A 12,493-nucleotide genomic window follows, 5' to 3' on the forward strand; every position below is an offset into this window, starting at 1 on the left:
ACAGGTACAAGGACATGCAGGGTCTGCGCGACGGCCTGGCGCCCGGTTACAAGATCGAGATTCAGGGCGGGGCCGAGGATTCGGCTGAAAGCCAGGCTTCGATTGCCGCCAAGGCGCCGATCATGCTGGCCGTCATCGTCGTGCTGCTGATGATCCAGCTGCAGAACTTCGGCAAGGCGATGCTGGTGCTGGCGACGGGCCCGCTCGGCATCATCGGTGCTGCCGCCGCTCTGCTGATCAGCGGCGCGCCATTCGGCTTCGTCGCCATCCTCGGCGTTATCGCGCTGCTCGGGATCATCATGCGCAACTCGATCATCCTGGTCGACCAGATCGACCAGGACATCGCCAGGGGCATGGACCGTTCCGAAGCGATCATCGGCTCGGCGGTGCGCCGCTTCAGGCCGATCGTACTGACGGCGATGACCGCGGTGCTGGCACTGATCCCGATCTCGCGCGCCGTGTTCTGGGGGCCGCTCGCCTATGCCATGATGGGCGGCATTCTGGTCGCGACCGTGCTCACCATCCTGGTGCTGCCGGCGGGCTATGCGCTCTTCTTCGGCCGCGAGCCGAAGAAGGTGAAGACCGACGAGCAGGCCCCTGAGCCAGGAGAGATCGAAGGCATCGAACGGCCGCAATTGGCTTTGGCGGCGGAATAAGAAAAAAACCGGCCGGTCGATTTGCGACCGGCCGGTTTTCCTTGATGCAGTGGCTTGGGCCGCGGTCAGATCATCAGATGACGAATACCCAATTGGCGATGAGCATGACCGCCACGCCGGCGACCAGCGTCAGATAGGGCAGCATGCCCGCCTTCTTGACCGAGAGGTCGGCTCCCGCCATGCCGAGGTCGGCCAGCATGTGGTCCGGGAATTTGCCCTTGTCCTGGATGTAGTGGCGGAAGCAGAACACCGGGATGATCAGCGCCGCGGTGATCAGGCCGGCCCACAGGGCCATCGGGTTCCACACCTTGGCGCCTGCGCCCATGAAGATGGCGTTGACATAGGCGAAGATCGCCCCGATCCCCAAGAGCCAGCTAGGCGCCTTCCACGGCCGTACGATATGGCCGTTGTCGATGCGGTGGATCCAGCCGGCATTGAGGTTGAGGAAGTTGAAGATGATGTAGCCGCAGTTCGACACGGCGAGGATGAAGAAGAAGCTCGTCGCGTCGGCCGAGGCGATCGCCAGAACCGCCAGGTTGAAGCAGAGGTCAGTCCACATGGCCCGCGTCGGCGCGCCGTGTTCGTTGACGTGGCTGAGATAGCGCGGCAGCCAGCCGTCGACCGAGCCCTGGTAGAGCGTGCGCGAGGAGCCGGCCATCGCCGTCATGATGCACAGCACCAGCGCCAGGATCATCAGCATGACAAGCAGGCTGTGGATAATCTTGCCGCCGCCGACCATGCCGGCCAGCGCGTCGGCCACGCCTGAGCCGTCGACGATCGGCGTTGCCAGCATGCCGTTCAGGCCCAGCACGCCCTGGAAGGTGAAGGGCACCAGGATGAACAAAAGCATGCAGAGCAGGCCGGAATAGAAGATGGCCTTGAACGTATCGGTGCCGGGGTTCTTGAACTCCGACGTGTAGCAGACGGCCGTCTCAAACCCATAGGTCGACCAGGCGGCGATGAACATGCCGCCGAGCGCCAATGTCCAGCCGGCGATGTTCCAGGAGCCGGGCTCGGGTGCGTAGGCAGCCGCCAGCGGCACCAGCGGCGAGAAGTTCGCCCAGTCGATCTGACCGGTGAAGATCGGCACAACGCCGACAATCAGCATCGGGATGATGACCAGCAGGCCGATATATTTCTGCACGCTGGCGGTGCCCAGGATGCCGCGATGCTGGATCGAGAAAATGATCAGCATCAGCACCGCGCCGATGAAAAAAGTGGCGTTGAGCGTGAACGAGACCGGGCCCAGCGTGTGGCTCCACAGCGTCCAGTTACGGATGGCCGGCGTCGCGGCGGCGGTCACCGCGGTGATGGCGTCTGCGGGAACCGTTCCGGCATGCGCGGCGATGTAGGCCACCACCTCGGGCGAGGTGTCGGTGAAGATCGGCACCGGCGCCAGCGCGTTGAGGATATAGGCAGCCGCGATCGAGCAGCCGAGCGACAGCACCGGCGACCAGGCGAACCAGTTGCACCACACCGACAGCGGCGCGATGAACTTGGAATAGCGCAGCCACGCCGTGGCGCCGTAGATCGAGGCGCCGCCGGACTTGTTCGGAAACAGGCCGGCGATCTCGGCATAGGTGAAGGACTGCAGGAAGCCCATGATCATGGACACCGTCCAGATCAGGAAGGCCAGCTTTCCCGTCGTGCCGGCAATGCCGCCGATCGAGAACAGGACCAGCGCCGGAACGCCGCTCGCCACCCAGAAGGCGCCGCGCCAGTCGATATGCCTGAGCAGCTTGCTTTCGGCAGGCTGGTCCAGGACCGTACTTATCGTGCTCATGTCGATGAGTTCCCCTTTTTCGATGTTCCCCGCCAGCGATGCCTCGGCTACGCGAAGCTTGCTCCCCGGCTAATGACCGTTCCGGCCGCAGTGTTTCCACTCAGTCGTATTTTTTTCTTAAGAGTGAAGATTGATCCGGCGCGCCGTCACGTCAAGCGATTTGTGAAACCGTGCACATCACGCTTGCGCGCGCTGATGACAAAGCGTCCGGCGGGGTGGCCGGCGGGCGCTTTGCGAACCCAAAAAGGGCAGGTCAGGAGCGTGGTTTGGTCTTTTGCGGATCGTAGTGGGCAAAGGCGACGACCCGGGCCGGCAGCCGCTTGGCATGGCCGTCGAGTTTGCCGATCTCGACCTCCGTGCCGATGGCGGCATGAGTGACGTCGAGACGCGCCAGCGCGAGGTTCTTGTTCAGCACCGGCGAGCGCATGCCCGAGGTGACGACGCCGATCTGGGCGCGGCCGACATGGACGCAGTCGCCATGGCCGACGGCGACATTGGCGTCGATCTCGAGGCCGACCAGCTTGGTCTGCGCATGGTCCTTGCGCCGGATCAGCGCCTCGCGGCCGATGAAATCGTCGGTCTTGCTCTTCAGCGGCACGGTAAAGCCGATACCGGCCTCGAACGGATCGGTCTGGTCGGAAAATTCGTAACCGGCGAAGATCAGCCCGGCCTCGATGCGCACCATGTCGAGTGCCTGCAGGCCCATCGGCTTCAGACCGTGCGGCTGGCCGGCTTCCCAGATGGCGTCGAACACCTTTTCGGCGTCGCGCGGATGGCACCAGACCTCGTAGCCGAGTTCGCCGGTATAGCCGGTGCGCGAGACGACGATGGGAATGCCATTGCCGCCACCGATCCTGGCGACGGCGAAGCGGAACCATTCGAGTTCCTCGATCGAGGGCTGCAGCGGCGAGGTCCAGATCACCTGTTTCAGGATGTCGCGGCTCTTTGGCCCTTGCACAGCGATGTTGTGCATCTGGTCGGTGGACGAGCGCACCAGCACGTTGAGGCCGAGCTTTGTCGCCGTCTCGCGCAGCCATTCGCCGGACAGGTCGTCGCCGCCGACCCAGCGGAAATTGTCCTTGCCGAGCCTGAGCAGCGTGCCGTCGTCGATCATGCCGCCATGCTCGTAGCACATGGCGGAGTAGACGACCTGGCCGACGCCGAGTTTCTTGACGTCGCGCGTCAGCGTGTATTGCAGCAGCGCTTCGGCATCCGGGCCCGTGACCTCGAATTTGCGCAGCGGCGACAGGTCCATGATTACCGCGTCCTGCCGGCAGGCCCAGTATTCGGCGATGGCCCCTTCTTTGGCGAAGGAATTGGCCAGCCAATAGCCCCTGTACTCGACGAAGTCGCGCGTGTGCTTGGCAAAGCTCTGGTGAAAGGCTGTCTCGCGGGTCATTTTCGGTTCCGAATCGGGCGTCATGCGTCTGGCGATCGCTCGCGAGAATTTGTGCTGGCCGGAATAGGTCCGCACGTGGATGTCGGTCAGGTCCCAGCCATTGGCCGGTGTCGTGTCGTCGGGACAGGCTGAGGAAACGCAGACGATGTCGGTCAGCGCCCTGAGAAGGACATAGTCGCCGGCGCGCGACCATGGCTCGTCCGACACCATGACGCCATGGGCGTCAATCGCCGTGTTGAAGAAGAAGTTGATCGCCATCCAGCCGGCGCGGGGATTGACGCCCTTGCCGGTGAGCGCGCGGTTGAAATTCTCCGAGCAGTTGGTGTGGCCGGGATAGCCGATGTCGTCGTAATACTTCGCCGCACAGGCGAGCGCGAAGGCGTCGTGCCGGCCGCACATGTCCTGCACCACCTCGACCAGCGGCTCCATGTCCTGGTCGTAATATTTCGAATGCAGGCCGGGCATCGGATAGCTCGCGCCCATCAGCGTGCGCGTCGTCGTGACGTCGAGCGGATGGTCGAGGCCCTTGTCGAGCTTGCGCGCCGAGAAGCATTGGAAGTCGGTGCACTGGCGGCCGTCGACATCGATGATCTGCAGATAGTCGCCGGCCTTGACGAAATAGGATTCGGCGGTTGCCGAATGCACCCTGAGATCGAGCACCGGATCGGCGAGCGGATCGGCAAGCTGCCCTCTCGTCTTCAGCCGGATGGTGGCGCGGCGCACGATCACGGTCAGCGTCGTCGCCGTGTTGTGGCCGTCGACCAGCATAGGCCCGCCAGGCGCCGCGATCAGCAGCGCGCCGTCGCGCTGGACCGAAAAGCTCTGCTCGGTGCCGGCCGGCGTGGCGCCGCCGAACACGCGCACCGCTCTGGGCTGATCGAGTTGTACCTGCCGGCGCTCAAGGCCGCGGCGCAGCGATGCGATGCTGTCATCGCCCTCTGCGAGCAACGCCTTGATGCCGGCGGCATTGCTGTTGGATTTCTCGCCGAGAATGCCGGGGTCGGTGACGCCCGACTTATCCCAGGCCAGCAACTCGCAGGCCTGACCACCCTCGACGTTGCGCACCGTGACCGTATCGCCCGCCTCGACCTCGATCAGCACCGCGCCATTGCCCTGGATCGTGTAGCGTTCCATCCCCGCCGGCAGCGCGATCTGGCCGGGCCTCAGGATGAGACTTGGCCTTGGCGGTCCGGCAGTGACAGCGGGGTAGGGCGACTGGCTCATCTCAGCTTGCGGTTCGAGAAACTAGTTTGCCTGTGTGTAAAATTATTTTCGCTGAGAGAATAGCAGGGTGGTCGCTTTTGGCAAGGCGCCGCCTGATCTTCCCTTCTCCCCTTGTGGGAGAAGGTGGCCTCGCGAAGCGAGGTCGGATGAGGGGTGTTCCAGGGAACGCAAACGTCTCACTCCGCTGGAACACCCCTCATCCGTCTCGGCGCTATCGCGCCGATCCACCTTCCCCCACAAGGGGGGAAGGAAGGGGGCGTCGCCGCTACGCCAATTCCTCGGAATGCCCGATCTCGACGCCATACTCCGCGGCCGAGTCCAGAATGGTGTGCCACAGGCTCTCGGCAAAGGTCGCGAACACCAGCAGATTGAACACCGCCTGTCCGTCGCGATCCGCGCCGCGCCACAGTGTGACGCTGGTGTGGTCCATCGACGTGGCTGCCGCCGCGCCTACGCCAAAAACATCGGGGTGCAGGTCGATCGACGACAGCTTGGCCAGCATGGTCCGCGCCTTGGCGCCGGAGATGCTGATCAACACCCGCGCATGCGACTGGTCGGAAAGCGAGGCCGAGCCGGTAAAGCCGGGCTCAAGGGCCTCGATCGAATGCTTGCCGCCTGTCGACAGGGCAAGGAACTGATCCGGCCCCGACCAGATCAACGTGGCATCCGCCGCGCCGAGCGCGTTCGGCGTTTCCGGAGCAGCAACGCCAAAGCGAGCCTTGGCCGCCTCGGCCATCTCAGCCGCCTTGCCACGCCGCGCCATTACCTGGACGAGGTCGAGATTGCGGATCTCGGTCAGCGACACGCCGGCATCGCCGCTCGCACCATGAGGCCCGGCAACGAGTGCGCGATCAAGCGGGCTGCGGGTCTCCCAGGAAAACTCAGCCACGCTGGCGCCCTCCATCCGGATCGTAGAAGACGGGATTGCAAATCTCGACGTCATAGTCTTCGCCGCGCAACGGATCGTGCGCATGCACGATCTCGCCGATACGCTCACGGCCGCGCTCGACAAGGGCAAGCCCGATCCAGTGGTCTGATGTCGGCGAGAAGAAGACCGAGGTGACATAGCCCTGGTCGTTATCAGGCCCGGGCGTCTGCCCCTTCGGAATGATGTGCGCGCCGGAGCGTAGCCGTCGCGCCTTGTCGGTCGGCTTGATGCCAACGACCACCTGCCGGTCCGCTGCAATCAGCGCCTCGCGTCCGGCCATGACGCGGCCAATGAAATCCTTTTTGGTCGACATCATCTTGCCGAGGCCAAGATCGGCCGCGGTTGTCGTGCCGGAGAGCTCCGGTCCGGCGACATGGCCCTTTTCGATGCGCATGACGCCGAGCGCCTCGGTGCCGTAAGGCGTCACACCGAACGGATGGCCCGCAATCATCAGATTGCGGGCCATCGCCTCGCCGTAGCGTGCCGGCACCGAAATCTCGAACGCCATTTCGCCGGAGAAGGAGATGCGGAACAGCCGCGCCTTGACGCCGCCGCGCAACGCGACTTCGCGCGCGCCCATGAAAGGGAAACCTTCGTTGGAGAGGTCTTCCGAAGGATCGACGATCTCTTTCAACAGATCGCGGGTCTTGGGTCCGGCAATGGAGAACTGCGCCCACTGGTCGGAGACCGAAGTAAGCTGGACATCGAGTTCCGGAAACAGCACCTGCCGGCAGAACTCGAGATGCTGCATCACCAGCCCGGCCTTGGCCGTCGTGGTGGTCAGGAAATAGTGGTCCTCGGCCAGCCGCGACGTCGTGCCGTCATCATAGACGATGCCGTCCTCGCGCAGCATCAGCCCATAGCGCGCCTTGCCGACGGCAAGATTGGAGAAGGTGTTGATGTAGACGCGGTCGAGGAAGGCGCCGGCGTCCGCGCCATGCACGTCGATCTTGCCCAGCGTCGAGACATCGCAGAAGCCGACGCCGCCGCGCACCGCCTTGACCTCGCGGGTCACCGATTCCAGCCAGTCCTTCTCGCCGGCGCGCGGATACCACTGTGCCCGTTTCCATAAACCGGTGTCGACGAAGATCGCACCCTGCTCGGCGGCCCAGTGATGCGACGGCGTCAGCCGTGTCGCGTGAAAAGTCTCGTCGCGGTGATGGCCGGCGAAGGCGCCGATGGCCACCGGCACGTAAGGCGGCCGGTAGATCGTGGTGCCCGTCTCGGGAATGGATCTGCCCGTGACCGCCGCCATGATGGCGAGGCCGGCGACATTCGAGGTCTTGCCCTGGTCGGTCGCCATGCCAAGCGTGGTGTAGCGCTTCAGGTGCTCGACCGATTCAAAACCCTCACGCTGCGCCAACTCGATGTCGGATGCGGTGACGTCATGCTGCTGGTCGACGAAGGCTTTGCCCTTGCCTGCGACATGCCACAGCGGCGTCAGCGAAAAGGCCTCGTCATCGGCCACCGGCGTGGAGCCTGACCCATTGCCATGTCCGGCATCGCGTGCCGCCGTCACGCCCGCCGCAAAACCTTCGCGCAGGCAGGCGCCAAGTCCGAAGGCACCGTTTGCGGCGCCCGCTGCGACCATGCCGGGCGGTGCGCCGTCAGGCACGAAGGCGGCGATGTCGTTGCGCCATTTCGGCCGGCCGCGATGGTAGGAGGTGAGCCCAACGGTCGGGTTCCATCCGCCGGACACGGCAAGTCCGTCGGCTTCCACTTCGGCACGCGCGCCGCCGGTGAGCGAGACCGAAATCTTGCGCACGCCATTCTTGCCGCCATCGATGCCGCTGACGGAGCCATGCAGAACGGGAAAGCCGCCCTTGCTGGCAAGCGAACGATGCGCCGGCGAAATCTCCGCGCGCGCGTCGATCACGGCCGCCACTTGCAAGCCGGCACCGAGTGCGGTCTCGACCGTGCGCCAGCCATCCTCATTGTTGGTGAACAGCGCCATGCGCTTGGCCGGGGCCGCCGCGTAACGTGCGATATAGCTGCGCATGGCGGACGCCATCATCACGCCTGGCGCGTCGTTGCCGGCAAAGACGATCGGCCGTTCGAGCGCGCCTGCGGCGACGACGCAGCGCTTGGCCACGATCCGCCACAGACGCTGCCGCACCTGATGCTCGGGCGGCGAGGGCACGTGGTCGTTGACGCGCTCGATCGCGCCATAGGTGCCGCCGTCATAGACGCCGAACAGCGTCGTGCGGGTCATTATGCGCACGTCGGGCAGGGATCCAAGTTCAGCCAGCGTCCGTGAAAGCCATTCGGCCGCCGACGTGCCGTCGATCGTGCCGCCATCGGCAATCAGGCGGCCGCCGGGGGTAAAATCCTCCTCGCACAGGATGACGCGCGCACCCGTGCGGCCTGCGGCCAATGCGGCCGCGAGGCCGGTCGGGCCCGAGCCGGCGATCAGCACATCGCAATGCGCCCACGCCTTGTCGTAGTAGTCCGGATCGGCGATGCCCGCCGCGCGGCCAAGGCCGGCAGCGCGTCGGATCGCCGGCTCGTAGATCGCTTCCCAGAACTTCGCGGGCCACATGAAGGTCTTGTAGTAGAAGCCGGCGACGAAGATCGGCGCGAACAACTGGTTGACCGACATGACGTCGAAATTGAGCGACGGCCAGCGGTTTTGGCTGGCGGCCTCAAGACCTTCATAGAGTTCGGCCGTCGTCGCCTTGGTGTTCGGCTCGCGCCGCGCGCCGCTGCGCAGTTCGATCAACGCGTTGGGCTCTTCCGACCCCGCCGTCAGGATGCCGCGCGGGCGGTGATACTTGAACGAGCGGCCGACCAGCTTGACGCCGTTGGCAACCAATGCCGAGGCAAGCGTGTCGCCTTTGAAACCGGAGTAGCTCTTGCCGTCGAAGCGAAAGTTCAGCGGCGCCGAGCGGTCGATCAGGCCGCCGGAAGAGAGGCGATGAGAGGTCATGGTGTCCGGCCTCTCATTTCATGGCGAAGGGCGCCGACGTTAGCAAAATTCCTCATTTCGCCACCTGCCTCGCGCCAGCGCCGGCAGCAGCCTCTACCCCGGAAATCTCGTGCGTCAGCGTGTTGCGGGTGACCTTCAGCCAGGCCCGGCAGCCGCCGCCGTGATACCAGTTCTCGTCCATCACGCCGGCGATATTGTCGCGCAGATAGACATAGTCATAGACGGCGTCCTCGCCGGCGTCGGCGGCCGGCCGCACCGGCTTGGCGTCGCCGAGATAGGTGAATTCGCCGAGTTCGCGTTCGCCGCAGAAGGGACAGGTAATCCGCATGGTTCCAGCCGCCTTCAGTGCAGGTTCGGTTGGGCGCCCTGGCCCTTTTCGTCGATCACCGCACCGGTCCGGAACCGGTCGAGGCGGAAGCGCGCGGCCTCCTTGTGCGATTCATCGCGCGCGATCAGATGGGCGAAGACAAGGCCCGAGCCGGGTGTCGCCTTGAAGCCGCCATAGCACCAGCCGGCATTGAGATAGAGCCCGTCGACCGGTGTCTTGTCGATGATCGGCGAGCCGTCCATCGACATGTCCATGATGCCGCCCCACTGGCGCAACAGCCGCACGCGGCCGATCATCGGGATGATCGCCATGCCGCCCTCGCAGACATCCTCCATCACAGGCAGATTGCCGCGCTGGGCGTAGGAATTGTAGCCGTCGATGTCGCCGCCGAAGACGAGGCCGCCCTTGTCGGACTGGCTGACATAGAAATGTCCGGCGCCAAACGTCATGACGCCGGGGATGAGCGGCTTGATCGCCTCGGAGACGAAGGCCTGCAGCACATGGCTTTCGATAGGCAGGCGCAGGCCCACCATATCAGCGACGCGCGAGGAAGAGCCGGCAACCGCCATGCCGACCTTTCCGGCGCCGATCCTGCCGCGCGAGGTCTCGACGCCGGTCACCTTGCCGTTCGCGTCCCTGACAAAGCCGGTGACTTCGCAATTCTGGATGATGTCGACGCCAAGTTCACTGGCAGCGTGGGCGTAGCCCCAGGCCACCGCATCGTGGCGCGCCGTGCCGCCGCGCCGTTGCAGCAGCCCGCCTTGCACCGGGAAGCGCGCATGGTCGAAGTTCAGGAACGGCAGCATCTTCTTCAGCGCCGGCTGGTCGAGCAGTTCGGCATCGATGCCGTTGATGCGCATGGTGTTGCCGCGCCGCGCATAGGCATCGCGCTGTGCGTCGGAATGATAGAGATTGAGAACGCCGCGCTGGCTGACCATCGCGTTGTAGTTGAGGTCCTGCTCCATCCGCTCCCACAGCTTCATCGACAATTCGTAGAAGCCGGTGTTGCCGGGCAGGCCGTAATTGGAGCGGATGATGGTCGTGTTGCGACCGGCATTGCCGGAGCCGATCCAGCCCTTTTCCAGCACCGCGACATTCTTGATGCCGAACTCGCTGGCCAGGAACCAGGCGGTGGCGAGCCCATGGCCGCCGCCGCCGATGATCACCACGTCGTAGCGGTCCTTCGGCGCAGCGTCGCGCCAGGTGCGTTGCCAGTTTTTGTGGCCGGAAAGAGCGGCGCGCGCGAGCGAGAAGATCGAGTATTTCATCAGTTCATTCCGAGGTCGCTCGCACCGCCAGGACGATCAAATGTCCAGCGTGTGGTCGCGCTCCCATTGCGTGAAGTGCGAAGCATAGGAATTCCATTCCTGGTGCTTCAGCTTTAGATATGCCGACGAGAATTCCTCACCCAGCGCCGCCTTGAGCGATTTGTCCTTGTCGAACTCGCGCAAGGCGTCGAGCAGGTTGAGCGGCAGTTTCGGCGCGCCCTTCACCGTGTGGCCGTGCTGGTACATGTCGATGTCGTAGCGCTTGCCCGGATCGGCCTTCGAACGGATGCCGTCGAGGCCGGCGGCGATGATCACCGCCTGCAGGAGATAGGGGTTGGCCGCGCCATCCGGCAGGCGCAATTCGAAACGTCCAGGGCCGGGCACGCGCACCATGTGGGTGCGGTTGTTGCCGGTCCAGGTCACCGTGTTCGGCGCCCAGGTCGCACCCGAAATGGTGCGCGGCGCGTTGATGCGCTTATAGGAATTGACCGTCGGGTTGGTGATCGCGGCGAGTGCGGAGGCGTGCTTCATGATGCCGCCGAGGAAGTTCTTGCCCTTGGCCGACAGGCCAAGCTCCATTGAATTGTCGGCGAAGACATTGGTCTTGCCTGATTTGTCCCAGACCGAGATATGGGCGTGGCAGCCATTGCCGGTCAGACCCTGGAAGGGCTTGGGCATGAAGGTGGCGCGCAGGCCATGCTTTTCCGCGATCGACTTGACCATGAACTTGAAGAAGGAATGCTTGTCGGCGGTCGGCAGCGCGTCGTCGAAGGCCCAGTTCATCTCGAACTGGCCGTTGGCGTCCTCGTGGTCGTTCTGGTAGGCGCCCCAGCCGAGCGCCAGCATGTGGTCGCAGATCTCGGCGATGACATCGTAACGGCGCATGATGGCTTGCTGGTCGTAGCAAGGCTTCGATGCCGTGTCGTATTCGTCGGAGATCGCCTTGCCGTCCGGCGAGATCAGGAAGAACTCGGCTTCGACGCCGGTCTTGACATGCATGCCGTCGGCGGCAGCCTCGGCGATCAGCCGCTTCAGCGTGTTGCGTGGCGCCTGGTCGACCTCCTTGTCGTCCATGATGCAGTTGGCCGCGACCCAGGCGACTTCCGGTTTCCACGGCAATTGGATGACCGAGTCCGGATCCGGCACCGCCAGCATGTCGGGATGCGCCGGCGTCAGATCGAGCCAGGTGGCGAACCCGGCAAAGCCGGCACCATCCTTCTGCATATCGGCGATCGCCTGCGCCGGCACCAGCTTGGCACGCTGGCCACTGAACAGGTCAGTGTAGGAAATCATGAAATATTTGACGCCGTTCTTTTTGGCGAAAGCGGCGAGATCGTTCCCCATTATAGTTCCTCGCTTATGGTATTTCGGGTGTGTGTTAGAAGCCGTTCTTCCCCGGTATCCAGTTGGTGCCGGCCAGCGGCACGCCGGCCATGGCGGCTGCCTCGATCGTCAATGCGACGAGGTCCTCGGGTTCGAGATTGTGCAGGCTGTTCTTGCCGCAGGCGCGGGCGATGGTCTGCGCCTCCAGCGTCATCACCTTGAGATAGTTCGCCAACCGGCGGCCGGCGGCCACGGGGTCGACACGCTTCATCAGTTCCGGGTCCTGCGTGGTGATGCCGGCAGGGTCCTTGCCCTCATGCCAGTCGTCATAGGCGCCTGACGTGGTGCCGAGTTCGTTATACTCCGCCTCCCAGCGGGGATCATTGTCGCCGAGCGCGACGAGCGCTGCGGTGCCGATCGACACCGCGTCGACGCCAAGCGCCATCGCCTTGGCGACATCGGCGCCGTTGCGGATGCCGCCGGAGACGATCAGCTGCACCTTGCGGTGCATGCCGAGATCCTGCAGTGCCTGCACCGCCGGCCGGATACAGGCGAGCGTCGGCTGGCCGACATTTTCGATGAAGACTTCCTGCGTCGCCGCCGTGCCGCCCTGCATGCCGTCGACGACGACGACGTCGGCGCCGGCCTTCACCGCAAG

Annotated in this window: 9 protein-coding genes; 1 reads left to right on the top strand and 8 read right to left on the bottom strand. The window is 64.4% G+C overall.

Features of this window, described 5'->3' with window-relative positions:
• The coding region (locus EOA36_RS12480) for an efflux RND transporter permease subunit (RefSeq protein ID WP_145969158.1) at positions 1–656 on the top strand (656 nt) is incomplete at its 5' end.
• Between the two features lie 73 nt (positions 657–729).
• Here the strand turns inward: EOA36_RS12480 and EOA36_RS12485 are convergent.
• From EOA36_RS12485 to EOA36_RS12520, 8 genes are all read right to left on the bottom strand, one after another.
• Positions 730–2,439, bottom strand: a complete 1,710-nt coding sequence (locus EOA36_RS12485) for an APC family permease (RefSeq protein ID WP_127277896.1) — start codon at positions 2,437–2,439, stop codon at positions 730–732.
• A 253-nt stretch (positions 2,440–2,692) separates the two neighbouring features.
• A complete protein-coding gene (locus EOA36_RS12490; RefSeq protein ID WP_127277897.1) occupies positions 2,693–5,062 on the bottom strand; it encodes an aminomethyltransferase family protein in 2,370 nt (789 codons plus the stop codon).
• A gap of 265 nt (positions 5,063–5,327) precedes the next feature.
• The gene (locus EOA36_RS12495; protein WP_127277898.1) at positions 5,328–5,951 is read right to left on the bottom strand and encodes a sarcosine oxidase subunit gamma family protein; all 624 of its coding nucleotides are present in this window, start codon (positions 5,949–5,951) and stop codon (positions 5,328–5,330) included.
• On the bottom strand, positions 5,944–8,916 hold the full coding sequence (locus EOA36_RS12500) for a sarcosine oxidase subunit alpha (RefSeq protein ID WP_127277899.1): 2,973 nt from the start codon (positions 8,914–8,916) through the stop codon (positions 5,944–5,946). The genes EOA36_RS12495 and EOA36_RS12500 overlap by 8 nt, the downstream gene beginning before the upstream one ends.
• A 52-nt stretch (positions 8,917–8,968) precedes the next feature.
• On the bottom strand, positions 8,969–9,244 hold the full coding sequence (locus EOA36_RS12505) for a sarcosine oxidase subunit delta (protein WP_127277900.1): 276 nt from the start codon (positions 9,242–9,244) through the stop codon (positions 8,969–8,971).
• A 14-nt stretch (positions 9,245–9,258) separates the two neighbouring features.
• Entirely contained in the window at positions 9,259–10,512 is a 1,254-nt protein-coding gene (locus tag EOA36_RS12510; protein ID WP_127277901.1) for a sarcosine oxidase subunit beta family protein, read from the bottom strand.
• A gap of 36 nt (positions 10,513–10,548) precedes the next feature.
• Entirely contained in the window at positions 10,549–11,856 is a 1,308-nt protein-coding gene (glnT, locus tag EOA36_RS12515) for a type III glutamate--ammonia ligase (RefSeq protein ID WP_127277902.1), read from the bottom strand.
• Between the two features lie 34 nt (positions 11,857–11,890).
• Positions 11,891–12,493, bottom strand: a 603-nt coding sequence (locus EOA36_RS12520) for a glutamate synthase-related protein (protein WP_189553197.1), incomplete at its 5' end; no start/stop codon positions are given.

The organism is Mesorhizobium sp. M8A.F.Ca.ET.021.01.1.1 (assembly GCF_003998025.1).
GTDB lineage: Bacteria > Pseudomonadota > Alphaproteobacteria > Rhizobiales > Rhizobiaceae > Mesorhizobium.